Annotated in this window: 22 protein-coding genes; 8 read left to right on the top strand and 14 right to left on the bottom strand. The window is 68.6% G+C overall.

What is annotated here, in order from left to right; genetic code table 11:
- Positions 1–330: 330 nt before the first annotated feature.
- The 3 genes from PcP3B5_RS26675 to yjiA all read left to right on the top strand — a co-directional run bounded on the left by PcP3B5_RS26675 (position 331) and on the right by yjiA (position 3,672).
- A complete protein-coding gene (locus PcP3B5_RS26675) occupies positions 331–2,397 on the top strand; it encodes a carbon starvation CstA family protein (RefSeq protein ID WP_058070081.1) in 2,067 nt (688 codons plus the stop codon).
- Between the two features lie 15 nt (positions 2,398–2,412).
- Positions 2,413–2,616 (top strand): YbdD/YjiX family protein, encoded by a 204-nt coding sequence (locus PcP3B5_RS26670; RefSeq protein WP_009613138.1) that lies wholly within the window; start codon positions 2,413–2,415, stop codon positions 2,614–2,616.
- 75 nt (positions 2,617–2,691) lie between these two features.
- Complete coding sequence (yjiA, locus tag PcP3B5_RS26665; RefSeq protein WP_043268876.1) at positions 2,692–3,672, top strand: GTPase; 981 nt, start codon at positions 2,692–2,694, stop codon at positions 3,670–3,672.
- 255 nt (positions 3,673–3,927) lie between these two features.
- Here the strand turns inward: yjiA and PcP3B5_RS26660 are convergent, their stop codons facing one another.
- From PcP3B5_RS26660 to PcP3B5_RS26620, 9 genes are all read right to left on the bottom strand, one after another.
- Positions 3,928–5,415, bottom strand: coding sequence for an APC family permease (locus tag PcP3B5_RS26660; RefSeq protein ID WP_061562835.1), 1,488 nt, complete (start codon positions 5,413–5,415; stop codon positions 3,928–3,930).
- Between the two features lie 350 nt (positions 5,416–5,765).
- Positions 5,766–6,509: a cache domain-containing protein gene (locus PcP3B5_RS26655; RefSeq protein WP_009613135.1), complete on the bottom strand. Its 744-nt coding sequence runs from the start codon at positions 6,507–6,509 to the stop codon at positions 5,766–5,768.
- Positions 6,510–6,845: 336 nt separating this feature from the next.
- Entirely contained in the window at positions 6,846–7,595 is a 750-nt protein-coding gene (locus PcP3B5_RS26650; protein ID WP_061562834.1) for a FadR/GntR family transcriptional regulator, read from the bottom strand.
- Positions 7,596–7,748: 153 nt separating this feature from the next.
- Positions 7,749–8,441: a substrate-binding periplasmic protein gene (locus PcP3B5_RS26645; protein ID WP_061562833.1), complete on the bottom strand. Its 693-nt coding sequence runs from the start codon at positions 8,439–8,441 to the stop codon at positions 7,749–7,751.
- Complete coding sequence (locus PcP3B5_RS26640) at positions 8,438–9,811, bottom strand: glutamine synthetase family protein (protein ID WP_061562832.1); 1,374 nt, start codon at positions 9,809–9,811, stop codon at positions 8,438–8,440. Before PcP3B5_RS26640 ends, PcP3B5_RS26645 begins: the two co-directional genes overlap by 4 nt.
- A gap of 121 nt (positions 9,812–9,932) precedes the next feature.
- Positions 9,933–10,655 (bottom strand): type 1 glutamine amidotransferase, encoded by a 723-nt coding sequence (locus tag PcP3B5_RS26635; RefSeq protein ID WP_061562831.1) that lies wholly within the window; start codon positions 10,653–10,655, stop codon positions 9,933–9,935.
- A gap of 10 nt (positions 10,656–10,665) precedes the next feature.
- Entirely contained in the window at positions 10,666–11,106 is a 441-nt protein-coding gene (locus PcP3B5_RS26630; protein WP_043318658.1) for a flavodoxin domain-containing protein, read from the bottom strand.
- Positions 11,103–12,383 carry an FAD-dependent oxidoreductase gene (locus PcP3B5_RS26625; RefSeq protein WP_061562830.1) on the bottom strand — a complete coding sequence of 427 codons (1,281 nt, stop codon included), beginning with the start codon at positions 12,381–12,383 and terminating at the stop codon, positions 11,103–11,105. Before PcP3B5_RS26625 ends, PcP3B5_RS26630 begins: the two co-directional genes overlap by 4 nt.
- Complete coding sequence (locus tag PcP3B5_RS26620; RefSeq protein ID WP_009613127.1) at positions 12,380–13,600, bottom strand: cytochrome P450; 1,221 nt, start codon at positions 13,598–13,600, stop codon at positions 12,380–12,382. Before PcP3B5_RS26620 ends, PcP3B5_RS26625 begins: the two co-directional genes overlap by 4 nt.
- 284 nt (positions 13,601–13,884) lie before the next feature.
- Between PcP3B5_RS26620 and PcP3B5_RS26615 the strand changes: the two genes are divergently transcribed.
- The gene (locus PcP3B5_RS26615) at positions 13,885–14,565 is read left to right on the top strand and encodes a type 1 glutamine amidotransferase (protein WP_061562829.1); all 681 of its coding nucleotides are present in this window, start codon (positions 13,885–13,887) and stop codon (positions 14,563–14,565) included.
- 1,073 nt (positions 14,566–15,638) lie between these two features.
- Here PcP3B5_RS26615 and PcP3B5_RS26610 read toward each other — a convergent pair.
- The gene (locus PcP3B5_RS26610) at positions 15,639–17,132 is read right to left on the bottom strand and encodes an aldehyde dehydrogenase (protein ID WP_061562828.1); all 1,494 of its coding nucleotides are present in this window, start codon (positions 17,130–17,132) and stop codon (positions 15,639–15,641) included.
- A gap of 231 nt (positions 17,133–17,363) precedes the next feature.
- Between PcP3B5_RS26610 and PcP3B5_RS26605 the strand changes: the two genes are divergently transcribed.
- Positions 17,364–18,041: a YceH family protein gene (locus PcP3B5_RS26605; protein WP_061562827.1), complete on the top strand. Its 678-nt coding sequence runs from the start codon at positions 17,364–17,366 to the stop codon at positions 18,039–18,041.
- A 97-nt stretch (positions 18,042–18,138) separates the two neighbouring features.
- Positions 18,139–18,438 (top strand): hypothetical protein, encoded by a 300-nt coding sequence (locus PcP3B5_RS26600; RefSeq protein ID WP_061562826.1) that lies wholly within the window; start codon positions 18,139–18,141, stop codon positions 18,436–18,438.
- Positions 18,439–18,457: 19 nt separating this feature from the next.
- Here PcP3B5_RS26600 and PcP3B5_RS26595 read toward each other — a convergent pair whose 3' ends face one another.
- The 4 genes from PcP3B5_RS26595 to PcP3B5_RS26585 all read right to left on the bottom strand — a co-directional run bounded on the left by PcP3B5_RS26595 (position 18,458) and on the right by PcP3B5_RS26585 (position 22,342).
- Entirely contained in the window at positions 18,458–20,077 is a 1,620-nt protein-coding gene (locus tag PcP3B5_RS26595; RefSeq protein ID WP_061562825.1) for an NADP-dependent glyceraldehyde-3-phosphate dehydrogenase, read from the bottom strand.
- 130 nt (positions 20,078–20,207) lie between these two features.
- Positions 20,208–20,357 carry a hypothetical protein gene (locus tag PcP3B5_RS32075; RefSeq protein ID WP_203228532.1) on the bottom strand — a complete coding sequence of 50 codons (150 nt, stop codon included), beginning with the start codon at positions 20,355–20,357 and terminating at the stop codon, positions 20,208–20,210.
- A 36-nt stretch (positions 20,358–20,393) separates the two neighbouring features.
- The gene (locus PcP3B5_RS26590) at positions 20,394–21,746 is read right to left on the bottom strand and encodes a GntP family permease (protein WP_061562824.1); all 1,353 of its coding nucleotides are present in this window, start codon (positions 21,744–21,746) and stop codon (positions 20,394–20,396) included.
- Positions 21,747–21,820: 74 nt separating this feature from the next.
- Positions 21,821–22,342 (bottom strand): gluconokinase, encoded by a 522-nt coding sequence (locus PcP3B5_RS26585; RefSeq protein WP_043268902.1) that lies wholly within the window; start codon positions 22,340–22,342, stop codon positions 21,821–21,823.
- 204 nt (positions 22,343–22,546) lie between these two features.
- Here PcP3B5_RS26585 and gntR point away from each other — a divergent pair, with 204 nt between their 5' ends.
- Together gntR and PcP3B5_RS26575 are read left to right on the top strand one after the other, a co-directional pair.
- Positions 22,547–23,581: an HTH-type transcriptional regulator GntR gene (gene gntR, locus PcP3B5_RS26580; RefSeq protein ID WP_043318641.1), complete on the top strand. Its 1,035-nt coding sequence runs from the start codon at positions 22,547–22,549 to the stop codon at positions 23,579–23,581.
- Between the two features lie 255 nt (positions 23,582–23,836).
- On the top strand, positions 23,837–26,494 hold the full coding sequence (locus tag PcP3B5_RS26575) for a bifunctional diguanylate cyclase/phosphodiesterase (protein ID WP_061562823.1): 2,658 nt from the start codon (positions 23,837–23,839) through the stop codon (positions 26,492–26,494).
- The last annotated feature ends 43 nt before the right edge of the window (positions 26,495–26,537 follow it).

Raw genomic sequence — 26,537 nt, 5'->3', positions numbered from 1 at the left:
CAGCCGTCCGGGCGTCGCCAAAGCTGCTAGGGCGGTTCCCCATCAAACCAAGGCGCAGCGGAGCATGGACAACAAGATTCCGGGAAAGGGGCTCGGAGTTCTGGCGCGTTACACCAAGCAACCCGCCTGAGCTTCCCAGCCCGCGCCGGCCCGCGCGCAAACCCTCGACGCAGAGCGGTCTGCGCGGCGCTGGCCGCGACACCAGACCGCCCCTTTTCAGGCAGCAATATCGTTGCAACGGCTCTAGACTAAGGTCGTATGAATGACTCGCCGGAAAGGACTAGAATTTTTCCTGCGAATTCTCGCCCTTCAACAGTCGGAAGCATCGCCATGAACAATAACAACAGCCTGCTACGTCACATCGCCTGGGCGATCGTGGCGATAGTCGGAGCATGTGCCTTAGGAGTCGTGGCGCTTCGCCGCGGCGAAGCCATCAATGCCCTGTGGATCGTGGTAGCGGCGGTCGCCATCTACCTGGTCGCCTACCGCTACTACAGCCTGTTCATCGCCGAGAAGGTGATGCAACTGGACCCCAACCGAGCCACCCCCGCGGTGCTCAACAACGACGGCCTGGACTACGTCCCGACCAACAAGCACATCCTCTTCGGTCACCACTTCGCCGCCATCGCCGGCGCCGGCCCGCTGGTGGGCCCGGTGCTCGCCGCGCAGATGGGCTACCTGCCCGGCACCCTCTGGCTGATCGCCGGGGTGGTCCTGGCCGGCGCGGTGCAGGACTTCATGATCCTGTTCATCTCCAGCCGCCGCAACGGGCGCTCGCTGGGTGAACTGGTGCGCGAGGAAATGGGGCAGGTGGCGGGGACCATCGCCCTGTTCGGCGCGTTCCTGATCATGATCATCATCCTCGCGGTGCTTGCCCTGATCGTGGTGAAAGCCCTGGCGGAAAGCCCCTGGGGCATGTTCACGGTGATGGCCACCATCCCGATCGCGATCCTCATGGGCGTGTACATGCGCTACATCCGCCCGGGCCGCATCGGCGAGATCTCGGTGGTCGGCGTGGCCCTGCTGCTGGGCTCCATCTGGCTCGGCGGGCAGGTCGCGGCCAGCCCCGAATGGGCGCCGGTGTTCACCTTCCACGGCGTGCAGATCGTCTGGATGCTGATCGGCTACGGCGCCATCGCCTCGGTGCTGCCGGTGTGGCTGCTGCTGGCCCCGCGCGACTACCTGTCGACCTTCCTGAAGATCGGCACCATCGTCGCCCTGGCCATCGGCATCCTGATCGTCATGCCGGAGCTGAAGATGCCGGCTCTGACGCAGTTCACCGACGGCACCGGCCCGGTGTGGAAGGGCAGCCTGTTCCCCTTCCTGTTCATCACCATCGCCTGTGGCGCCGTGTCCGGCTTCCACGCGCTGATCTCCTCGGGCACCACGCCCAAGCTGCTCAACCGCGAGCCCGACGCCCGCTACATCGGCTACGGCGGCATGCTGATGGAATCCTTCGTGGCGATCATGGCCATGGTCGCCGCCTCGGTGATCGAGCCGGGCATCTACTTCGCCATGAACAGCCCGCCGGCGGTGGTCGGCACCGACGTCGCCGCGGTGGCCGCGACCGTCAGCGGCTGGGGCTTCGCCATCACCCCGGAAATACTCACCCAGACCGCCAAGGACATCGGCGAGACCACCATCCTGGCCCGCGCCGGCGGCGCCCCGACCCTGGCCGTGGGCATCGCCCACATCCTCCACCAGGTGCTGCCGGGCGAGAACACCATGGCCTTCTGGTACCACTTCGCGATCCTCTTCGAGGCGCTGTTCATCCTCACCGCGGTGGACGCCGGCACCCGCGCCGGGCGCTTCATGCTGCAGGACCTGCTGGGCAACTTCGTCCCGTCGCTGAAGAAGACCGACTCCTGGGGCGCCAACATCGTCGGCACCGGCGGCTGCGTGGCGCTGTGGGGCTGGCTGCTGTACCAGGGCGTGGTCGACCCGCTGGGCGGCATCAACACCCTGTGGCCGCTGTTCGGCATCTCCAACCAGATGCTCGCCGGCATCGCCCTGATGCTCGCCACCGTGGTGCTGATCAAGATGAAGCGCCAGCAGTACGTGTGGGTCACCGCGCTGCCGGCGGCCTGGCTGCTGATCTGCACCAGCGCCGCGGGCCTGATCAAGATCTTCGACGGCAACCCGGCGGTGGGCTTCGTCGCCCTGGCGCAGAAGTACGGCGCCGCGCTGGACGCCGGCCAGGTCCTGGCCCCGGCCAAGGACCTCGCCCAGGTCAAGACGGTGATGCTCAACGCCTACATCAACGCCGGCCTCACCGTGCTGTTCCTGCTGGTGGTGTTCAGCGTGCTGGTGTACTCCATCAAGGTCGGCGCCAAGGCCTGGACCAAGAAGGAGCGCACCGACAAGGAAGCGCCGTTCCAGCCCATTCCCGAGGCCTGAGGCAGGAGGTGACACGTGTTCAATGACCTCAGCCGCATGGGCAAGTACCTCGGGCAGGCCGCCAGGATGCTGGTGGGCATGCCCGACTACGACACCTATGTCGAGCACATGCGCAACAAGCACCCGGACAAGCCGGTGATGAGCTACAAGGAGTTCTTCCGCGAACGCCAGGAGGCACGCTACGGCGGCGGCAAGGGGCGACCGATCCGTTGCTGCTGAAGCCGCGGATGGGTGTATAAACGGACGGGCCGCCAGCGAGCGGCCCGTTTTCATTTTCCTGCCCGGATGGTTCCCATGAGTGATTCCGTAGTGCCCGCGCAGATTCCGGTGACTGTGCTCACCGGCTTCCTCGGCGCCGGCAAGACCACCCTGTTGCGCCACATCCTGCAGGCCGAGCACGGCCTGAAGATCGCGGTGATCGAGAACGAATTCAGCGACGCCCCCATCGACGGCCAGCTGCTGGGCGATGCCCCGGCGCAGGTCATGACGCTGTCCAACGGCTGCGTCTGCTGCACCATCAACAACGACCTGGAGCGTTCGCTGTACCTGCTGCTGGAGCAGCGCGACAGCGGCGAGATCGCCTTCGACCGCCTGGTGATCGAATGCACGGGCCTGGCCGACCCGGCGCCGGTGGCGCAGACCTTCTTCGTCGACGAGACGCTGCGCGAGCGCTACCTGCTCGACGGCATCATCACCCTGGTGGATGCCGCCAACGCCGACCGCCACCTGCAGGAAGCCATCGCCCAGGCCCAGGTCGGCTTCGGCGACCGCATCCTGGTGAGCAAGCGCGACCTGGTCAGCGCCGAGCAGTACCAGGCCCTGGCCGAGCGCCTGCAGCGCATCAACCGGCGCGCCGAGCTGTACCCGGTGGACCACGGCCGCATCGAACTGGAACGCCTGCTCGACGTGCGCGGCTTCAACCTCAACGCCGACCTCGGCCTGCGCCCGCTGCAGCCGCTGCGCCCGGTGGCGGCCAGCGACGACCGCATCCGCACCCTGGTGCTGCGCAGCGACAAGCCGCTGAACATCGAGCGCCTGAGCGAGTTCATGGACGACCTGCTGCAATGGCACGGCAACTCGCTGTTGCGCTACAAGGGCGTGCTGAACATCCAGGGCGAGGAGCGCCGCCTGGTGTTCCAGGGCGTGCTGCGGCTGTACGGCTTCGACTGGGACACGCCCTGGGGCGATGACGCGCGCGAGAGCGTGATCGTGTTCATCGGCGACAACCTGCCGGAGGAGCAGATCCGCCAGGGGTTCGAGGCGATCGTGGGGTGAGCGGCGGGGCGCATCCGGCGTGGCCGGTGGGCCCAATCGCGGACAAAGTCTCCTACCGCATGAGCGAGCATGGCTTTTCGTAGGATGGCGTTGAGCGAAGCGATACCCATCAGCGCAACCGCATGGGTTTCGCAAGCTCAACCCATCCTACGAAAAACGCCTCGGCGCAGACAGTTGCTCCCTCTCCCCAGCCCTTGACCCCTCTTCAAAAAGAAACGCCCGGCATTCACCGGGCGTTCTTCTTCAGGCCAGGCCTCAATGCCGAGCCAGCTTCCAGGCGTCCCCAGCCGGCGCCGTGCCCTTGTCGTAGGGCTTGAACACCGTCATGTACACCAGCCCCACGGCGATCACGATGCTGCCCACCAGGATGATCCCGTAGTTGATGTACCAGGGCGCGTCCGGCGTGCGCGGCCAGGACATGTTGATGATCGCCAGCAGGCCGTAGACCTGGGCGGCGATGTTCACCGGCCAGCCCCACTTGCCCAGGGTGAAGGCGCCGCTGGGCTTCCAGCCGCGCAGGCGGGCGAACAGGGCGGCGCCGACGATCATCTGGAAGGCCAGGTAGATGCCGATGGCGGCGAAGCTGACCACGGTGCCGATGGCGTTCTGCAGGTAGAAGCCGATGCACACGATGATCGCCGGAATCACCCCGCACACCACCAGGGCCGCGGTGGGCACGTGGGTGTTGGGCGACAGGCGCTGCAGCAGGCGGCTGCCCATGACCATCTCGTCGCGGGCGTAGGAGTACAGCAGGCGGCTGGCGGCGGCCTGCAGGCTGAGCACGCAGGAGACGAACGACACCAGGATCACCAGCATCACCAGGCGCGCGCCGAGCGGGCCGAAGGCGCCGTCGAAGATGGTGCTCATCGGGTCCTTGTCGGCGCCGGAGATCACCGCGCCGATGTCCGGCACCGCGAGGATCAGCGCCAGGGCAGCGAACATCGAGGCGCCGCCGCCGATCCAGATGGTCATGCGCATGGCCTTGGGAATGCGCCGGCTGGGGTTCGGGGTTTCCTCGGCGACGTCGCCGCAGGCCTCGAAGCCGTAGTAGAGGAACATGCCGGCCAGGGAGGCGGTGAGGAACGCCGGCCAGTAGGCGCCGTCGATGCGGATGTCGAAGGTGTTGAACAGCACCGAGATCGGCTGGTGGCGTTCGAAGATCAGCAGGTAGCCGCCGATGACGATGGCGCCGATCAGCTCGCAGAGGAAGCCGAACATGGCCACCCGCGCCAGCAGCCTGGTGCCGCTGAGGTTGAGCAGGGTGGCGACCAGCGTCAGGCTCAGGCCGATCAGGGTGTTGGTCGCCGGGTCGGCCTCGAAGCCGAGCAGCGTGGCGACGTAGGGGCCGGCGCCCAGGGCCACCGCGGCGATGGTCACGCACAGCGACACCGAGTAGATCCAGCCGACCATCCACGCCCAGCGCTTGCCCACCAGGCGTCGGGCCCAGGGGTACACGCCGCCGGAGATCGGGAACTGCGAGACCACTTCGCAGAAGATCAGGCACACCAGCATCTGCCCCAGGCCCACCAGCAGGTACGACCAGAACATCGGCGGCCCGCCGGCGGCCAGGCACAGGCCGAAGATGCTGTACACGCCGACCACCGGCGACAGGTAGGTGAAGCCCAGGGCGAAGTTCTGCCACAGGCTCATGCTGCGTTCGAAGTTGGAGGAATAGCCCAGCGCGCGGAGCTGTTCCGCGTCGCGGTCGACCGGGGCGATGCCGGGTTGGATCGGACTGTTCATCGTTATTGTTCCTGTATGGCTATGCACGTCGGCATTGAACAGATGGATCGGGACTGGGAGCCCGCTGCCCACGGCGTGTGGCGGCAGCGGTGAAAACCGGGGCGGCCGTGCCTGGGTAACAGCGGCAGCCGCCTGCGTGGAGCAAGCACAGCCTATGCCATATTACATATGATTTAAAATGTTTTGTTGGGCGCTCTGCGCTGGAGGGGGGGAAGGCTGGAGCTAGAGCGGCGGGCTCTTGCGCGCAACGGCCCGGGCGACGGGGCCGCCAGGGCAGCGCAGCGCCCCGGCGGGGGACGAAAATGGGGCGGAGTAACGCCGCATTGCTCCCTTCGGGAGCACTGGCGGGCTCAGGCTGCGCGGTGGCGCTTCTCCGGCAGTTGCACCAGGGTCCAGTGCGCGGACTGCTCGGCCAGGTTGGCGCGCTGGCAGCGGGTATCGCTGGCCAGCCCCAGGCTGGCTATCTCGCCGGCGATGAAATTGGCGGTGTTGGCCGCCACCACCCGGCCCTCGCCGCTGAGGATCAGCGCCTCGTGCTCCAGGCGCATGAGCTTGGCGGTGACCACCCGCTCGAAGCGGTTCAGCGCGATGTCCGCGGCGGCCACGCCGAGGAAGCGCCCCTCCAGCAGCAGCGGGCGGGAGAAGGTGAGGATGTACATGTCCTGGCCGTAGAGGTCGACGTAGGGACCGACCACGCTGCTGCGCCCGCTGTCGCGCGGGATGGCGAACCAGGGCATGGCGCAGTAGTCGTAGAAGTTCTCGCTGCGCCGGTTGAAGTTCAGGCTCAGCGGCACGGTGCGCCCGCCGGCGCCCAGCTGGCGCCACTCCAGGTACATCTCCTTGTCGCGCAGCACGCCCGGCTGCAGCACCACGCCACAGCCCTGCAGGCAGGCGCCGGGCTGCGTCAGGCAGCCTTCGATCAGCGGCCGCAGGCTGGCCAGGTCGGCGGAATCCACGGGCCTGCCGTCGGCCTCGCGCCAGATGCTGTCGATGGCGTTGGCCAGGGTGTCGATCTGGGCAAAGATGTTACTGATCGACACGTCGATGCGCTGGGCGCACTCGTCCAACGGGGTTTCACACACTGCGCTCGCCATGGCCTGGAGTCTCTTGTTCTAAGGGGAAACGGACCTCCGGCGGATAAAAATCCTAAATCAGAGGTTTGCACGGGAAAAACAGGGCAAGGGTTGTGCCAATTGGCTCCGAATCCACCTGTAGGAGCGCGCCCTGCGCGCGAATCGCGGGCAGGGCCCGCTTACAGGTGTACGCAGTCGACTTCCACGTAGGGTGGGTTGAGCTGTGAATGCTGCCTTGGCGATGGGTATCGCTTCGCTCAACACCATCCTACGAAAAGCCGTGTTTCCTGGAACCGTAGGAGCGGACCTTGTCCGCGATACACGCGCAGGGCGCGCTCCTGCGTGGGGCCGTTCGGCCTAGGGCGCTTCCTGGGCCAGGAGTTCCAGCTTCATGTCGATCAGGCGCTTGATGCCGCGGTTGACGTGGGCCTCGACCAGGGCGCCGGCCAGGTTCGGGTCGCCGGCGACTATCGCCTCGCGGATCGCCGTGTGCTCCTGCTGGATGGTTTCCACGCCGGGCGCGCCGGGCACCGGTAGCCAGAGCAGCTCGCCGATCTCCGCCTGCAGGCGGATTTCCGCGTGGGTGAGGCGCACCGACTGCGAGGCCACCGCTATCTCGATGTGGAAGCGCGCGTCGGCGCGGCGGCGTTCGTGGCGGGTACCGGCCTTGCCCAGGGTCTCTATGTACTGCGCCAGGTGCTGGTGGTGCTCGCGGGAGGCGCGGCGGGCGGCCAGGCGGGCGGCGGTGCCGGAAATGGCGATGTGTTCGTCGCAGAGGTCGCGCAGGTCGATGGTGCTCAGCTCGTCGAGGCGGCTCAAGACGATCTCGGCGGGGATTTCCTCGATGGCGCGGATGAAGCTGCCGCCGTTGCGCCCGCGGCGGGTCTCGATGACGCCGCGCTGGCGCAGGTAGGCCAGGGCTTCGCGGAGGGTCACGGTGGCCACGCCGAACTGCATGGCCAACTCGGTCTCGCTGGGCAGTTGCTGGCCCTCGGCGAACAGGCCGAGGTCGATGGCGTCCATCAGCCGGCGCACGACCTCTTCGGTGCGGCCTTCCTGGCGCAGGCGGATGAACGGGCCGGGAGCGGTGGGTGAGGATCCATTCATACTGCGTTGCAGCCGCGGCGGGTGCTGGGCGCCGGAGCCAGAACTCCTGTAAGGGCCGGAGGGGGTGAGGGGCTGGCGCAGTATAACCTCATACTCAGAGTTCAATGTAGAAAGCGGCCGCCCCAAAGGGGCGGCCGATTGCCGCGAGTTGTGTCAGAACGGGTAGGCCAGGCTCGGCATCCACCGTTGCCAGATGCGTTGCAGTTCGCCGTCTGCCTTCAGCGCCGCCAGGGCGCTGTCCACCTCGTCCAGCCACGGCCCCTGGCCGCGCTTCACCGCGATGCCCCAGCGGTTGTGGGTGGGCACGCTGAATCCGATGGCCAGGTCGGGCTCCTCGGCCAGCGGCACCAGCGCCACGTCGTCGTCCACCAGGGCGTCGATATGGCCTTCGCGCAGGGCCCGGACCATGTCGCCGAGCACGTCGTCGGTGTCGCCGCCGAAGGGCACGGTGATGCAGCCTTCGAAGGTTTCCGCCAGGGCCATGTTGAGGCTGTTGGCGATCGCCCCGACGCGCTTGCCGACCAGGTCCGCCGGGCTGCGCACCAGGCTGCCGCGCAGCACCATCACGGCCTCGTCGAACACCGCGTAGGGCGCGGTGAAGTCGGCGAGGGTCAGGCGGTAGTTGGAGATGCCCTGGCCGCACAGCAGGATATCGGCGTCGCCGGCCTGCAGCGCCGGGTAGAAGTCCGCCCAGTTGCGGTAGACGAACTGCGCTTCGCGGCCCAGGCGCCTGGCCAGGGCGCGGGCGACGTCGGACTCGTAGCCGTGGCGGTAGCCCTCGGCGTCCTTGTGGAACAGCGGCGGGGCCGGCAGGTCGGCGCAGAGAACGCGCAGTACGCCGCTCATGGCAGGTAGTCCATGTACATCTTGGCTTCCCACTCGGTGACGATGGAGCAATAGCGCGCCCATTCGTCGGCCTTGAGGTCGCGGTACAGCTCGGCCATCGCCGGCGGCAGCGCGCCGCGCACCACGGCGTCTTCGTCGAAGGCCTGCACGGCTTCGCCGAGGGTCATCGGCATGCGCACGTTCTCGCGGGCCACGGGGATGCTGTCGCTGTTGTCCGGGGCGCCCGGGTCGGTGCGGTTTTCCAGGCCGTCGCGGATGCCGGCCAGCAGCAGGGTGTGCGACAGGTAGGGGTTCACGCTGGCGTCGGGCAGCTTGTATTCCAGGCGGCCGTTGGCCGACAGGCGCACGGTGCAGGTCTTGTTGTCCATGCCCCAGTTCAGGCGGTTGGGGGCGAACAGGCCGGCGTCCCAGAAGCGCTTGTAGGAGTTCACGGTGGAGGCCATCACCAGCATCGAGCCGGGGGCGTGGGCCAGCAGGCCACCGAGGGCGTGGCGGCCGGTGTCGGTCAGGTGCAGTTCGCGGCGGCCGGCTTCGGCCAGCACGTTCTGCTCGCCGCGCCACAGGCTGAAGTTGTGGTGGCAGCCGCTGCCCATGCTGCCGGTGGTGGGCTTGGGCATGAAGCTGGCGCGCACGCCGAACTCGTTGGCCACCTGGCGGCAGATCAGGCGGTAGGTCACCAGGCGGTCGGCGGTGAGGTGGCAGTCGTCGAACATCCAGTTCAGTTCGAGCTGGCCCGGGTCCTCGTAGTCGCCCTCGATCATGTCCAGGCCCATGGCGCCGGCGTACTGCATCACGCGCTGGAAGATCGGCCGCATGGTCTCCAGGTTGCCCAGGTGGTAGGCCGGGCTGGCGCCGGGGCGCACCTTGACCTCCAGCTTGTCGCCGAACCAGGTCATCTCCGGCTCGCAGCCGGTCTTCAGGCTCAGCCCGGTGTCGGCGGTGAAGGCCTTGTGGCTGTCGATCAGCAGGCCGCGGGCGTCGGTGGCGAGCACCTGGCCGGCCACTTCCTGGCGGTGGTCGGGCTCGTACAGACGGCAGAAGAAGCTGCCGATGGACTTGTCCCAGGGCAGCACGTTGAAGCTGCTGACGTCGGGGATGGCGGTGAATTCCGCGGCCTGGGCGCCGCCACCGAGCAGCACGCCGGCGCGGGTGCTCTGCAGGTCGGAGAGCGCGGTGCGGTGGAACTGCACGCCCTTCTCCAGGTTGCGCAGCAGGTGCTTGGCCGGCACCACCTTGGCCAGCACGCGGCCGCTGAGGGTGACCACCTGGTAGTACAGGTACTCCACGCCGGATTCGCGGATGCGCGCGGCGAGGTCCTGGGCGACGGCGGAGCTGGTGTTGTATTCCTTGTGTAGATCGAGCGCTGTCATTTCGGGGTTCTCCTCGGGCAGCGGCAGGCAAGGCACGCTGCGATGGCGGATGAATTTAAATTTGTAAACTGTGTTTATATGTTTTGTGGCGAAGAACGGAACCTCTCTGCGAAGCGCCGGGCTAGGGGATGAACGGGGAACAGACCGGGCGGGCGTGTTCGCGGAAGAAGGCGGCAGCCCAGCGGGCGATCTGCCGGTTGTCCGGGCTCAGCTGCCGCAGCGATTCCCAGGCCCGCGCGGTGACGTCCGCCGGCAGCAGGCCGTTGCCGTAGCGGTCGAGCAGGGCGGCCAGGTAGCCGGCGGTGAACTCCGGGTGGAACTGCACCGAGCGCGCCGGGAAGGCGTACTCCAGCACGCCGTGCGGGCAATGCGCGGAGCCGCCGGCCACCCGCGCCTGCGGCGGCAGGCTGCTGACCTGGTCCTGATGGAACACCAGGGTGGCCGCGTCCTCCAGGCCCTCGGCGTCGTACCGGTAGGCCTGGGCGCCGACGCCCCAGCCGACCTCGGCGCGGGTGGTGCGGCCGTCGAAGGCGTCGGCCATGATCTGGTGCCCGAAGCAGATGCCGAACACCGGCCGGCGCAGGCTGCGTAGGCGCCGCAGCAGGGCGACCAGATGCAGCATCCAGGGGCTGTGTTCGTAGCAGCTATGGCGCGAGCCGGTCAGCAGGTAGCCGTCGAAGGCGGTGGCCTCGGGCAGCGGCTCGCCGCGCACCGCCGAGACGTAGGTGAAGTCCGCCTCGGGCAGCGCCGGGGCCAGCCAGCTTTCGATCATCGCCGGGTAGCTGCCGAACTCGGCCTGCAGGTCCTCGGGGATCACACCGTTTTCGATGATGCACAGGCGCATGGCGTTCTCCTCAGATCTGCCCGAGCAGGCCCTTGGCCCAGGCCAGCGCCGCGTCGCCGGGCAGCTCGCCGCTGGAGGCGTCGTGCTGGCCGTGTTCGCCGACCTGCTGCGCGCCCAGCTCCACCAGGGCGTCGGCGATGATCCGGCTGCCGCGGTTGAAGGTCTCGTAGAAGCTGTCGCCCAGGCCGAAGGTGGCGAAGCGCAGGCCGGCCAGGTCCGGGCGCTGGCCCTGCAGCGCGGCGTGGAAGGGCTGGGCGCTGTTGGGTAGCTCGCCGTCGCCGTAGGTGGAGCAGACGATGACGTGGAAGTCCTGCGGGTTCAGCGTGGCCGGGTCGAAGGCGGCCATGTCGCGGACCTGGGTGGGGTAGTCGGCGCCCAGGGCGTCGGCGAGGTCGTCGGCGACCATCTCGGCGTTGCCGGTCTCGGTGCCGAAGAGGATGAGGATGTTCATGCGGGGTTCTCCTGGGGGCTGCGGGCGATGGCGAGCATGCCGGCGCGGTCGGTGATCTTGCGGCGCACGCGGCCGGGGGCGGCGGCCCGGGTTTCGGCGTGGTCGATGCGCTGCCACTGCGGGTAGCCGACGGCACGTTCGCGCAGCCCGGCGGGCAGGGCGGCGAGGCCGGGGCGGCCGCTGCGCGGCGCGGCCTGCTGGTCGGCGACCATGGCCTCGGCGACCAGGCGGGCGTCCTGGCGGTTTTCCGGGATGGTCCCGCGCGGGCCGCGGCGCAGCCAGCCGACGCAGTAGAGGCCGTGGTCCAGGCGGCCACGTTCGAGGTCGGCGCTGGCGCCCAGCAGGGCGTCGCGTTGCAGCAGACCCTCGGCCGCTTCCTCGAAGCCGATGGCGCTGACCAGGCTGTCCACCTCCAGGCGCAGTTCGCGGCCGTCGGCGTGGCGCAGTTCCAGGGCTTCGACGCTTGCGGCGCCGTGGATGGCCTGGGGTGTCCAACCGAAGTGGAAGACCAGTTCGCGGCCGGCTGCCGGCTGCTCCTGGGCGGCCAGCGCGCGCAGCACGTCCAGGCGCGCCTGCTCGGTGGCGTCGGCACAGGGGGCGTCTGCCGGCGGCAGGTCCTCGATGCGGATGCGCACCCCGGCCAGCTTGCCCAGCTCGCGCAGCATCACCGGGTCGAAGCGGGCCTGGGCGGCGGGCGAGCGGCCGAGGATGTCGATGCGCTCCACGCCTTCGGCCAGCAGCGCCTGCAGCGGCGCCTCGGCGATGTCGGAGCCGGCGAAGTCCTCGGCCGACTTGGCCAGCAGGCGCAGCACGTCGATGGCCACGTTGCCGTTGCCGACGATGGCCACGCGGCGGCCGAACGCCGGGGCGAAGCCCTGTTCGTCCGGGTGGCCGTTGAACAGCCGGGTGACGCGGCCGGAGCCGTAGACGCCGGGCAGCTCGTCGCCGGGGATGCCCAGGCGGCGGTCGCCGTACAGGCCGGTGGCGAGCACCACCAGGTCGAAGGCCTCGCGCAATTGCTCCAGGGACAGGTCGCGGCCGATCTCCAGGTTGCCGAGGAATGCCACGCCTTCGCGCTCGAACAGCCGCTCGAACTGCCGGCACACCGCCTTGGTGCCCTGGTGGTCCGGCGCTACGCCGTAGCGCACCAGGCCGAAGGGCGCGGGCAGGCGCTCGATCAGCACGATCTGCGCGTCCGCCCAGTGCTTGCGCAGGGCCTGGGCCAGGTAGCAGGCCGAGGGCCCGCTGCCGACGATGGCTACGCTGGGTGCGTTCATTTCGCCGGCACCGCGTCGAAGCGGATCGGCAGGCGGGTGGCGCCGGTGTTGCCGCTGTCCGGCAGCCACTCGGCCTCGCCGTTGGGCGCCGGATGCTTCAGGTGCTGGGCGAGCAGGGCCAGGGCCGCGGTCATGTCGCCGCGGGCGATGAAGTGGCCGATGCAGTGGTGCGCGCCGGCGCCGAAGCCGAAGTGCGGCAGGCGCTTGGCGGTGATGTCGAAGCTGGCGTCCTCGAAGGCGTGCGGGTCGCTGCCGGCGGCCTGGCTGAACAGGTGCACGGTGGTGCCCTTGGCGATGTGCAGGCCCTGGTACTCGAAGTCTTCCAGCGCCTCGCGGGTGACCCAGGTGACGGTCGGGCGCACGCGCATCACTTCTTCCACGGCGGCGCGGGCCAGTTCCGCGTCGTTGCCCAGCAGCTCCCATTGCGCGGGGTGCTGGAGGAAGGTGTCCATGGCCAGGCTGAGCTGGTTGCGGGTGGTGTCGATGCCGCCGAAGATCGCCAGGACGATCATGTCGTACAGCTCCTGGTCGCTGAGGGCGTTCTTGTCCTCTTCGTTGGCGCGCACCAGGCTGCTGAGGAAGTCCTCGCCCAGGCCGTTGCGCTTGAGCGCTTCCACCGCCTGGCGGGCGTAGCCGAACAGCTTGTCGGTGGCGGCGTTGATGCGCGCCTCGTCGCGCTTGAAGGTGACGCCCAGGGCCAGGCCCATCTCCACCGCCAGGTCCGCCAGGCCCTTCCATTGGCTGATCGGCAGGCCGAGCAGCAGGCAGATCACCTGAGTGGCGTAGGGTTCGGCGAACTCGCTGACGAACTCGCACTCGCCGCGGCCTTCGAACTGGGCGATCAGGTCGCCGGCCAGGCGCTGGAAGTCCGGCATCATCTGCTTCACCAGCTTGGGCGCGAAGGCCGGGTTGGCCAGGCGGCGCAGGCGCGAATGGTCGGCGCCTTCCTTGCTCAGCAGCATGCGCATCCACCAGTCGGCGAAGCTGCCGCTGGCGTTGTTGTGCGCGGGCCAGGCGTAGCTGCCCTGGCGCAGGCGCTGGTCGCGCAGCAGCTTGTTCACCTCGTCGTAGCGCAGCACGGCGATGCCATAGGGCGTGCGGGCGAACCAGCTTTGCGCGCGGGCATCCATCACCGCCTGGGAGCGGATCGAGAAGCTCGGGTCGCTGACATCCAGGTAGGGCGCGTCATCGAGGCGGGTAGGGGCGCTGGTGGTCATTCGGACACCTCCGTTCTGGCGCTTGCCGCCAGTGAGCGGTGCGCTGTTGTTGTGATGGGCGATGCCGGGCGGCGCCGCCATCCGCCGTCGGTGGGCGGCGGGGAATGGATTTGAATTTAAAATATGGTTTCATAGTTTTCAACAGACTTTTTTCGCCTTTCCGGTGCCTTTTGGGTGGGGCCTGGTTGCTCGTGAAAGTGAGAGTCCAGGTTTCATGCGGGTTTCAGCGCCGCGGGTAAGGCAAATAAAAAATCTGTTTTAAAATCTTTTAAGGAGGAAGCGCCATGAAACCATCCCGTGCCATCGCCGTGCTGCACGACGCCGCCGACGTCGCCGGTTGCCTGCCGGAACTGTTCGCCGAGCAGGGCATCGACCTGGAACTGCGCTGCGTAGAGGAAGGCCTGCCGTCGCCGGAGAGCCTGGAACTGCTGCTGGTGCTGGGCAGCCCCGAGTCGGCCTACGACCACCGCGTGCCCTGGCTGGGCGGCGAACTGGTCTGGCTGAAGGCCGTGCAGGCGCGCGGCGTGCCGACCTGGGGCATCTGCTTCGGCAGCCAACTGCTGGCCCGCGCCCTGGGCGGCGAGGTGTACCGCAACCGCCAGGCCGAGATCGGCTGGACGCCCATCGACACCCCGCAGGCGGACTGGGCCTTCCGTGGTCCCTGGCTGAATTTCCATTTCGATGCCTTCACTCCGCCGCCGGGTGCCACCCTGTTGGGTGCCACTGAGTTGGCGGCCCAGGCATACCGCCATGGGCGCAGCCTGGGCGTGCAGTTCCACCCGGAGATCGACACGGCGATGTTCGATACCTGGATCGCCTATTGGCGGCGCAGCGAGGAGGGGCGGCGCTTCATGGCCGAGGCGGGGGATTTGCCGGAGCGGATTCGTGCGGAGATCGCCGAGCGGGAGGGGGTGAACAAGGGGAATTGCCGGGGGTTGCTGGGGGATTTTCTGGGGCGGTTGTGAGGGGGGGCTTGGTGCTTGTTGCTTGTTGCTTGTTGTAGGAGCGAGCTTGCTCGCGAACGGAGTCTGCCGGCGGTTGCGGTGTGTGGGGTTTGGCTCCGTCCCCTCTCCCTAACCCTCGGCTGCGCGCCCCGCCCTGAAGGGAGAGGGGACCGTTCGGTGTGCTCGGATGTTCTGGCGTTAGCCGGCTACTCCGGAGGTGCCGGCGTGAGCCACATTCCCCTTTGGCACGGACAGCTCCCTCTCCCTTTGGGAGAGGGCTGGGGTGAGGGTAACGGACTTCGACGACACTCCGGAGCACGGCTGGACTTCGTTCCCTCACCCTAACCCTCTCCCAGAGGGAGAGGGGACCGTTCGGTGCGCTTGGCTGTTCTGGAGTTAGCCGGCTACCCCGGAGGAGCCGGCGTAAACCATGTTTCCCGGCCGCACGGACAGCCCCCTCTCCCTCTGGGAGAGGGCTGGGGTGAGGGTGACGGACTTCGACGACGTTCCGGAGCACGGATGGGCTCCGCTCCCTCACCCTAACCCTCTCCCAGAGGGAGAGGGGACCGTTCGGTGCGCTTGGTTGTGCTGGCGTTAGCCGGTTGCTTCGGAGGTATCGGCGTAAACCATGTTTCCCGGCCGCACGGATAGCTCCCTCTCCCTCTGGGAGAGGGCTGGGGTGAGGGTGACGGACTTCGACGACGCTCCAGAGCACGGCTGGACTTCGTTCCCTCACCCTAACCCTCTCCCAGAGGGAGAGGGGACCGTTCGGTGCGCTTGGCTGTGCTGGCGTTAGCCGGCTGCCCCGGAGGTATCGGCGTAAACCATGTTTCCCGGCAGCACGGACAGCCCCCTCTCCCTTCAGGGCGGGGCGCGCAGCCGAGGGTTGGGGAGAGGGGACGGAGCTAACCCCACACACCGTAGCCGCCGGGAAACGCCGTTCGCGAGCAAGCTCGCTCCTACGAAAAGCGCCGTGTCGTCAGCCCCGTAGGATGGGTGGAGCGAAGCGATACCCATCAACGCCACCGCATGGGTTTCGCACAAGCTCAACCCATCCTACGAAAGGCGCCTCGACGCAGCCGGCAAGCGCCGCCTCAGAGCTTGATCCAAGTCGCCTTCAACTCGGTGTACTTGTCGAACGCATGCAGCGACTTGTCCCGACCGTTGCCCGACTGCTTGAAGCCGCCGAAGGGCGCGGTCATGTCGCCGCCGTCGTACTGGTTCACCCACACGCTGCCGGCGCGCAGGGCGCGGGCGGTCTGGTGGGCCTTGGTGATGTCGCGGGTCCAGACCGCCGCGCCCAGGCCGTACTGGGTGTCGTTGGCGATGCGGATGGCTTCCTCGGCGCCTTCGAACTCGATCACCGAGAGCACCGGGCCGAAGATTTCCTCGCGGGCGATCTTCATGGCGTTGCTCACGCCGTCGAACAGCGTCGGCTCCACGTAGGTGCCGCCGGTTTCCTCCAGCACCTGGCGGCCGCCGGTCATCAGTTGGGCGCCCTCGGCCTTGCCGGCTTCGATGTAGCCCAGCACCTGCTCCAGCTGGCGGCTGTCCACCAGGGCGCCGACGTTGGTGTCCGGGTCCAGCGGGTGGCCGGCTTTCCAGCCTTTCAGGGCCTCGACCACCATGGGCACGAACTGCGCCTTGATGGACTTCTCCACCAGCAGGCGCGAGCCCGCGGTGCAGACTTCACCCTGGTTGAAAGCGATGGCAGCTGCCGCGGCTTCGGCGGCCGCCTGCAGGTCCGGGGCGTCGGCGAAGACGATGTTCGGGCTCTTGCCGCCGGCCTCCAGCCACACGCGCTTCATGTTCGATTCGCCGGCGTAGACCAGCAGCTGCTTGGCGATTTTGGTCGAGCCAGTGAACACCACGGTGTCCACGTCCATGTGCAGCGCCAGGGCCTTGCCGACGGTGTGGCCGTAGCCCGGCAGCACGTTGAGCACGCCCTTGGGCAGGCCGGCGTCCAGCGCCAGCTGGGCGATGCGGATGGCGGTCAGCGGCGAGCGCTCGGACGGTTTGAGGATCACCGAGTTGCCGGTGGCCAGGGCCGGGCCGAGCTTCCAGCTGGCCATCATCAGCGGGAAGTTCCACGGCACTATGGCGGCGACCACGCCCACCGCCTCGCGGGTGACCAGGCCGAGCTGGTCGCGCGGGGTGGCGGCCACCTCGTCGTAGACCTTGTCGATGGCCTCGCCGCTCCAGCGGAGGCTGTCCACCGCGCCGGGCAGGTCGACGTTCAGCGAATCGCCGATGGGCTTGCCCATGTCCAGGGTTTCCAGCAGCGCCAGTTCCTCGGCGTGTTCTTCCAGCAGCTCGGCGAAGCGCACCAGCACGGCCTTGCGCGCGGCCGGCGCCTGCTGCGACCACGCGCCGGACTCAAAGGCGGCACGGGCGCTGTGCACGGCGCGCTCGGCGTCGGCGGCGTCGCAGCTGGCGACCTTGGTCAGCAGGCGCCCGTCCACCGGGCTGAGGCAGTCGAAGGTGGCGCCGTCGGCGGCGTCGCGGTACTGGCCGTCGATGAAGGCGCGGCCTTCGATGCACAGTTGGCTGGCGCGGGCTTCCCAGTCGGCTCGGGTCGCTTGGGTCATGGTGGGGTCGCTCCTGATCGTTGTTGTGGTGTGGATGGCCGCCGGGTAGGCGAGCCGAATAATACATATGAGACCATATCTTAAGCCCTCGCCAGTGCCAATAGTCGCCTGCGAAGCGCTGCCGGTCAGCCGCCAGCAAGGAGGCTCGGCATGAGGCGCGACGCCATGGAGGGTGCCAAAGCCGACGGACGCGGCTAGGCTAAGGGCCTCGACGCGACCCCTGGAAACAACATGAACGAAGAATCCACAAGCCTGCCCGAGCGTGAGCCCCTCAGCGCGGTGGACATCCGCGTGCTCGGCAGCCTGATCGAGAAGCAGCTGACCACGCCGGAAACCTATCCGCTGACGCTCAATGCCCTGGTCACCGCCTGCAACCAGAAGACCAGTCGCGAGCCGGTGATGGACCTCAACCCCGGCCAGGTCGGCCAGGCCCTGCGCAGGCTGGAGGGCCTGGAGATGGTGCGCCTGGTGATGGGCAGCCGCGCCGACCGCTGGGAGCAGCGCCTGGACAAGGCGCTGGAGCTGGTCAAGCCGCAGTGGGTGCTGCTCGGCCTGCTGTTCCTGCGCGGCCCGCAGACGCTCAACGAGCTGCTCACCCGCAGCATGCGCATGCACGATTTCGACGACACCGAGGAAGTCCGCCACCAGCTGGAACGCCTGGCCGCCCGTGGCTTCGCCGTGCAGCTGGAACGCCAGAGCGGCCAGCGCGAGGACCGCTACATGCACCTGCTGGGCAGCGCCGCCGACCGCGAGGCGGCCATTGCCGCCAGTGGCCGTGGCGCTTCGGCGCCGCGCGGCGAGCACAGCGTGCAGGACGAGGCGCGCATCCTCGAGCTGGAGGCCCGCGTGGCCGCCCTGGAGGAACGCCTGGCGCGCCTGGAACAGGACCGCGACAACGGTCTGGACTGAAACCAGCGATGGCCATGGAAACGGCCGGATAAGCATTCTTTAAGAATTCGTCCGCATAGTGCCAGGACCGTTTTCATGGCTGCACAGGGGAGCTTCCATGGGGCCCAGACTTACGCAGGCGCTGCTGGTGTCGGTGCTGTGCCAGCTGTCCGAAAGCCAGCCGCGCTCGCTCGCCGAGTTGAGCGGGCAGCGCGAGAACAACCTGCTGGCGATCCGCGAGCTGTTCCGCCAGGGGCGCATCACCGGCGTGCTGCGTGACGACCCCTTCGGCGTCGAGGACGCGCAGGGCCCGCTGCTCTGCGATGCCGAGCGGCTGCGCCTGCGCCGCCCCTACGCGCTGCAGATGGAGGAACTGAACGAGCAGGCGCCGCCGACCGAGACACTGATCCGTATCTAGGGCGGCGCCTGCGCAGGCTTCAGAAGATGTAGTCGGTGGTCAGGAAGTTCGACTCGCGGCCCTGGATGATCTCGCTGATCAGCGCCTTGTTGGCGGCATTGAAGCGCGTCGCCACCAGGGTGCGGATGGAGAAGGTGCGCAGCGCGTCGTGCACCGACAGGGTGCCCTCGGCGGAGTTCTTGCGGCCGTTGAACGGGTAGCTGTCCGGGCCGCGCTGGCACTGGGCGTTGATATTGATGCGGCCGACCTGGTTGGCGAAGGCGTCCACCAGCCGGCCGACCTGCCCGGGGTCGCTGCCGAACAGGCTCAGCTGCTGGCCGTAGTCGGACTGCAGCACGTAGTCGATCACTTCCTCCAGCTCGCGGTACGGCACCACCGGCACCAGCGGGCCGAACTGCTCCTCGTGGTACAGGCGCATCTGCGCCGTCACCGGGCTGAGCAGCGCCGGGTAGAAGAAGCTCTCGCGCGACTGGCCGCCGCCGGCGTTGATCACCCTGGCGCCTTTTTCCAGGGCGTCTTCCAGCAGGCCGTTGAGGTAGTCCACCTTGCCCGGCTCGGGCAGCGGCGTCAGTGCCACGCCCGGCTCCCAGGGCATGCCCGGCTTGAGCTGGGCCAGGCGCGCGCTGAACTTGTCGAGGAAACCCTGCAGCACGCTTTCGTGGACGAACAGGATCTTCAGCGCGGTGCAGCGCTGGCCGTTGAACGACAGCGCGCCGGTGATGGCTTCTTCCACGGCGTTGTCCAGGTCCACCTGCGGCAGGACGATGCCGGGGTTCTTCGCGTCCAGGCCCAGGGCCGCGCGCAGGCGGTGCGGGCGCGGGTGCAGGCGCTTGAGATCGGCGGCGCCCTTGTGGGTGCCGATGAAGGCGAACACGTCGACCTTGCCGCTGGCCATCAGCGCCGAGACGGTCTCGCGGCCGCGGCCGTAGATGATGTTGATCACCCCCGGCGGGAAGCTGTCGCGGAAGGCCTCCAGCAGCGGGCGCATCAGCAGCACGCCGAACTTGGCCGGCTTGAAGACCACGGTGTTGCCCATGATCAGCGCCGGGATCAGCGTGGTGAAGGTCTCGTTCAGCGGGTAGTTGTACGGGCCCATGCACAGCGCCACGCCCAGCGGTACGCGGCGGATCTGGCCGAGGGTGCCCTGTTCCAGCTCGAAGCGGCTGGAGCGGCGGTCCAGGTCCTTGAGCGCGTCTATGGTGTCGACGATGTAGTCGCAGGTGCGGTCGAATTCCTTCTCCGAATCCTTGAGGTTCTTGCCGATCTCCCACATCAGCAGGCGCACCACCGCCTCGCGCTGCTCGCGCATGCGCGCCAGGAAGGTCTCCACGTGCTGGATGCGCTCGGCCACCCGCAGGTTGGGCCACAGGCCCTGGCCGTTGTCGTAGGCGGCCACGGCGGCGTCGAGGGCGGCCAGCGCGGCGTCGGCGTCCAGCAGCGGGGTGCTGCCGAGGATCACCTGGCGCTCGCCCTCGGCGGTCTTCAGGAAGATCGGGCTGCGCACCGGCGCCAGCGGGCCGTCCCAGCGGCGCAGTTGGCCGTTCACCAGGTAGTCGCGTTGCTCGACCGGGGCGTCGGGGCGCCAGGCCTCGGGGATGTCGTCGATGGCGGGGAACAGGGTGTCGAGGTTGTGGCTCATGGTTCCTCCCTCAGGAACGGGCGCCGCTGGGGCAGAAGGGAAGGGCGCCCGGAATGTTGTTTTTAGCCTGGATCGGCCTGAAGGTGAATCGTTTCAGCCTGCGTTCGTCGGAAAGCCCGGCAAGGGGCTTTCAGCGGGTGCGGCCGGACGGCCGGGGCGCGGCTGGCGCCCTGGCTTCGCCGAGCAACTCCTGCTGCTCGGCATAGCGCTCGCGCACGTCGAAGTCGCGCGGCCAGTCGTTGGCGGGGGAAGGCTTGGGATCGCGGGCTTGGGTGGACATCGGCGGTACTCCTTTCACGGGGGAAGCCGGCGGTCCTCAGACCACCAGCGAAAGCAGCAGGATGAACACCAGGCCGACCACGGAGAGGATGGTTTCCATGGCCGTCCAGGTCTTGAAGGTCTCGGCGACGCTCATGTTGAAGTACTGCTTGACCAGCCAGAACCCGGCGTCGTTGACGTGGGAGAGGATCAGCGAGCCGGCGCCGGTGGCCAGCACCAGCAGCTCGCGGTTGACCCCCGGGATCATGCCCACCACCGGCACCACGATGCCGGCGCCGGTGATGGTGGCGACCGTGGCCGAGCCGGTGGCGACGCGGATCACCGCCGCCACCAGCCAGGCCAGCAGGATCGGCGAAATCTGCGCGTGCACGGCCAGGTGGCCGATCACGTCGCCCACGCCGCTGGCCACCAGCATCTGCTTGAAGCCGCCGCCGGCGCCGATGATCATCACGATGGCCGCGGTGGGCGCCAGGCTCTGGTCGAGCAGCTTGAGGATCTTCTGCGAGCCGAAGCCGCGGGCGTAGGCGAAGGTGTACAGGGCCAGCAGCAGCGCCAGCAGCAGGGCGGTGATCGGGTGGCCGAGCATGTCCATCCAGGCGCGGAAGGCGTGGCCGTCGGGCAGCAGCACGTCGGCGAAGGTCTTCAGCAGCATCAGGAACACCGGCAGCAGCACGGTCAGCAGGGTGATGCCGAAGCTGGGCAGGTCGCTGCTCTCCGGCTCGTGGGCGATCTGCGCCACCAGTTCCTCGGACGGGCTGCCGGGGATCACCCGGGCGATCCAGGCGCCGAACAGCGGGCCGGCGATGGCCGCGGTGGGCAGCGCGACGATCAGGCCGTAGAGGATGGTCTTGCCGATGTCGGCGCCGAACACGCCGATGGCCAGCAGCGGGCCCGGGTGCGGCGGCACCAGCCCGTGCACCGCGGAAAGCCCGGCCAGCAGCGGGATGCCGATCTTGATCAGCGACACGCCGCTGCGCCGCGCGACGATGAACACCAGCGGGATCAGCAGGATGAAGCCGATCTCGAAGAACAGCGGGATGCCCACCAGGAACGCCGCCAGCATCATCGCCCAGTGCACCTTGCGCTCGCCGAAGGCGTCGATCAGGGTGCGGGCGATCTGGTCGGCGCCGCCGGACTCGGCCATCAGCTTGCCGAGCATGGTGCCCAGGGCGAGGATCACCCCGACGAAGCCGAGCACCCCGCCGAAGCCGTCCTGGAAGGCCTTGACGATCTGCGCCACGGGCATGCCCGAGGTCAGGCCGAGGAAGCCGGCGGCGATGATCAGGGCGAGGAAGGGGTGGATCTTGAAGCGGGTGATCAGCAGGATCAGGCCGATGATGGTGACCAGCGCATCCAGCAGCAGGTAGGTGTCGTGGGACAGACCGAACATGGCGGGGCTCCCTTGTCGTTGTTTTTACGGGCGTTTTGGGATAGCGCTGTCTTCAGCGCGCGGCAAAAAACGGTTCAGGCCGGCTCGTGGGCGCGCCACCAGGCCAGGGCCTGCTCGACGATGCGCTCCACCGGCAGGGTGGCATCGACGGCGAGGGTCAGCGGTTCGTCGTGGGGCGGTTCCAGGGCGGCGAACTGGCTGTCCACCAGGGTCGCCGGCATGAAGTGCCCGGGGCGTTCTGCGACGCGGCGCGCGGCTTCCTCGCGGGGCAGTTCGAGGAACACCACGCCCAGGCCCGGCACGGCCTCGCGCAGGCGTTCGCGGTAGGCCAGCTTGAGCGCCGAGCAGGTCAGCACCGGGCGCTGGCCGGCGGCCACGGCCTGGCGCAGCAGCTCGGCCAGGGTGGCCAGCCAGCCGGCGCGGTCGTCGTCGGTCAGGGGGATGCCGGCGCTCATCTTGCGGATGTTCTCGGCCGGGTGGAAGGTGTCGCCTTCGATCTCGTGGGCGCCGCTGGCGCGGCACAGCGCCTGGCTGACGCTGGTCTTCCCGCAACCGGAGACACCCATGATCAGCAGGGCGTGGATGGGGGGGAGCATATCGCACCTCGGTGGGGAGACAGCGCTGTCTTTAAAAGTCGAAGCCAAGAGCATGGGGCTGCCTCCGCTTTCTTGTCATTCTAGTGTTTGCGTATGGTCTCCGCGGTTTTTTCGCCGCAGCGCGATCCGGGGCTTTCAGGCAATTGCCGGGTTCGCGAGACAGCGCTACCTTAGTGCCTCGATTTTCGTTTGGCAAGCCAGCCGATGTCCTCACAGAAGAAGAACGACAAGCACTCCCGCGCCAGCGGCCGCCCCACCCTGAACGAAGTGGCGCAGCGCGCCGGCGTCAGCCCCATCACCGCCTCCCGCGCCCTGCGCGGCGTCAGCAGCGTCGCCGAGGCACTGGTGCTGAAGGTCCGCGAGGCTGCCGCCGAGCTGGGCTACGTGGCCAACCCCGCGGCGCGCGCGCTGGCCTCGGCGCAGAGCCACAGCGTGGTGGTGCTGGTGCCGTCGCTGTCCAACCAACTGTTTGTCGACACCCTGGAGGCCATCCACGGCGTGCTGCGGCCCCAGGGCCTGGAAGTGCTGATCGGCAACTTCCACTACTCGCGCGACGAAGAGGAAGACCTGATCCGCAACTACCTGGCCTACCAGCCCCGCGGCCTGCTGCTCACCGGCTTCGAGCGCACCGAGAGCGCGCGACGGATGGTCGAGGCCAGCGGCGTGCCCTGCGTCTACATGATGGACCTGGACCACAGCCCCGGCCTGCACTGCGTGGGCTTCTCGCAGATCGCCGCGGGCATGGCCGCCGCCGAACACCTGCTGGCCGGCGGGCGCAAGCGCCTGGCCTATGTCGGCGCGCAACTGGACCAGCGCACCCTGCTGCGCGGCGAGGGCTTCCGCCGCGCCCTGCAGAAGGCCGGCTGCTACGACCCGGCGCTGGAGATGCTGACGCCGCGGCCGTCCTCGGTGGGCCTGGGCGGCGAGCTGTTCCGCCAGCTGCTGGCCGCGCGGCCGGACGTGGAAGGCATCTTCTTCGGCAACGACGACCTGGCCCAGGGCGCGCTGCTGGAGGCGCTGCGCCAGGGCATCGAAGTGCCGCGGCAGGTCGCCGTGGTCGGCTTCAACGACCTGCCCAGCTCGGCCTACATGGTGCCGCGCCTGTCCAGCATCCGCACCCCGCGCGAGGCCATCGGCCGCCGTGCCGCCGAGACGCTGCTGGCGCTGATCGCCGGGCGGCCGATCGCCGAGCCGGTGCAGGACCTGGGCTTCGAACTGATGGTGCGCGAGAGCAGTTGAAACATGCACAGGGTATTTCTGCCGATCTCGCTGCGTCCGCTGCCGCCGCGCTTCATTTCCCGGGCCTTGCGGTCGCCCTGTTTCACGGCCGGCCAGGCGCGTTGCAGAGCGCCCCGCCCATCGTTCGACGGCCGGTACTGGGGAATGCCGCCGGTCTGCCGATAGGCATCAGGTACCCGCCCGGTGGTTGATCGGATGATGGCTAAGTGACATAACCGGGTTCGACACTCTCGCTGCAGTCACAGACGGATCTACATGACCAGCAATTTCGATGTCTTCACCCACGCCCGGGGAGGCTCGCGCCGGCAGCGCATCGGCGTGCTCTTCTATGCCGGCGTGCTGCTGGTCCTCACCCTGCTGGTCGGGCTGAGCGGCTGGAGCGTGTACCGCGACTACCGCAGCAGCACCGACCAGGTGCGGCAGAACCTCTCGGCGCTGGCCCGCTCGCTGGAGGGCTACATCAGCGCGCTGCTGCTGCAGAGCTACGGCAGCATCTACGCGGTGTCGGAAGACCTGCAGGGCCTGGGCGAGGTCGCCGACGCCGGCCAGGTGCGCGGGAAGCTGGCGCAGGCGATGCGCTACGACCCGGTGTCGACCTACCTGTTCGTGCTCCGCGACGGCCACCTCTACGCCGTGGACGGCCACGGCCAGCCGGCCGAGGAGCACCTGCGCCCGCTGCTCGCCCTGGGCGACCTGCCGGCCAGCGAGCGCCCGGCCTTCGGCCACACGCTGCGCGGCCCCAACGGCGCCTTCCTGCTGCCGATGTACGTCGGCCAGCGCGGCGCCGACGGCCGCACCCAGCGCGTCGGCGCGCTGATCGACACCGAGCGCGTCGGCGACCTGCTGCGCCGCCTGGGCCTGGCCGAGCACATGAACGCCGGCATGTTCGACAACCTCGGCACCGTGCTCTACCGCACCCCCGACACCCTGAACTCCATCGGTCGCCGCCTGCCGGAGTGGTCGCCGCTGTTCCCGCGCCTGGGGAGCACCGACTTCGCCCTGGTCGAAGGCCTGAGCATCACCGGCGAGCCGTCGCTGTTCGCCGACGCCCCCTCGGCGAGCTTCCCGATCCATGCCGTGGTCGGCCAGGCCTCGGCCAGCTACCTGCAGCCCTGGCTCAAGCGCGCCGGCTTCAGCGCCGTGCTGCTGGCCATCTGCGCCCTGGCCCTGGGCCTTTCCGCCTGGCAGCTGCGCCGGCTGATCGGCGAGATCAGCCAGAACGGGCGCTTCTACCGCCAGCTGTTCACCAACATCAACGACGGCGTGCTGCTGATTGGCGTGGACGGCCGGGTGCGCGCCGCCAACGAACGCGCCGCGGGCATGTTCGGCGTCGACTCGCCGGAGCGCCTGATCGGCCTGCTGCCCTCGGAGCTGTCGCCGGAGCGCCAGCCGGACGGGCGCCTGTCGCTGGTGGCCAGCCGCGCCAACCTCGAAGGGCTGCTCAGCGGCGAGCTGCACGAAGTGGACAGCGAATGGCAGTTCCAGCGCCGCGACACCTGTCTGCCGTTCGACTGCGAGGCGCACGCCACGCTGTTCAGCTGGCAGCAGAACATCCTCTTGCTGCTGGTGCTGCACGACATCACCGAACGCAAGCGCTACCTCGCCGAGCAGGAGTACCTGGCCAACCACGACTCGCTCACCGGGCTGCCCAACCGCTACTGGTTCCGCCGCCACATCGAGCAGCGCATCGCCCGCGGCGACGGGCGCTTCGCCATCCTGCTGCTGGACATGAACCGCTTCAAGGAAGTCAACGACACCCTCGGCCACCAGCACGGCGACAGCGTGCTGCAGCAGGTGGGCGCGCGCCTGGGCGCCTGGCTGCGCACCCAGGAGGCCGGCATCGCCCGCCTGGGCGGCGACGAGATGGCGGTGATCACCCGCGAGCTGGACGACGAGCGCAGCGTGCCCGGCCTGTGCCAGGGCATCGCCCGCGTGCTGCGCCAGCCGCTGTTCGCCGGCGGCATCCAGCTGGAGCTGTCGGCCAGCATCGGCGTGGCCCTCTACCCGGAGCATGGCGATACCCCCAGCGACCTGCTGCGCTGCGCCGACATCGCCATGTACCAGGCCAAGCACGGGCGCCGCGACTTCCTCCTCTACCAGCGCTGCGACGACACCTACACCCCCGAGCGCCTGGCCCTGCACACCGGCCTGGGGCGGGCCATCCGCGAGGGCGGGCTGCAGTTGCACTACCAGCCCAAGGTGAGCCTGGCAGACGGCCAGGTAATCGGCTTCGAGGCCCTGTTGCGCTGGGAACACCCCGAGCGCGGCATGATCCCGCCCGGCGAGTTCATCCCCATGGCCGAGTCCACCGAGCTGATCCACCCGCTCACCCGCTGGGTGCTGGACGAGGCCCTGCGCCAACTGCGCGCCTGGAGCGAACATGGCCTGGAAACCTGCATGGCGGTGAACATCAGCGCCAACAACCTGCGCAACCCGCACTTCGTCAGCGAGCTGCAGGGCCTGCTGGCCCGCCACGGCATCGCCGGCGCCCTGGTCGAGCTGGAAGTCACCGAAGGCACCCTGCTGGAAGACCCGGAGATGGCCCTGCGCAGCCTGCAGGCGATCCGCGACCTCGGGGTGACGCTGTCGATCGACGACTTCGGCACCGGCTACTCGTCCCTGGCCTACCTCAAGCGCCTGCCGGTACAGGTGCTGAAGATCGATCGCACCTTCGTCTCCGGCATGGCCGACAACTTCTCCGACGCCATGATCGTGCAGTCGACCATCGCCCTCGGGCACAACTTCGGCATGCAGGTGGTGGCCGAGGGCGTGGAGGACGCGGCCACGGCCACCGCCCTGGCGCGGCTGGGCTGCGACATTGCCCAGGGCTACCACTTCGGCCGCCCGATGGGCGCCGCCCAGGTGATGGACTGGCGCCTGCAGCGCCAGCTGGAAGCCCTCGGCCTGAGCTGAGGCGCGCCGCGTGGCGCGCGGACAAGGTCGGGTAATTGTTACG

This window comes from Pseudomonas citronellolis, from assembly GCF_001586155.1.
Lineage (GTDB): Bacteria > Pseudomonadota > Gammaproteobacteria > Pseudomonadales > Pseudomonadaceae > Pseudomonas > Pseudomonas citronellolis.
This window is presented reverse-complemented; position numbering and strand designations above follow the sequence as displayed.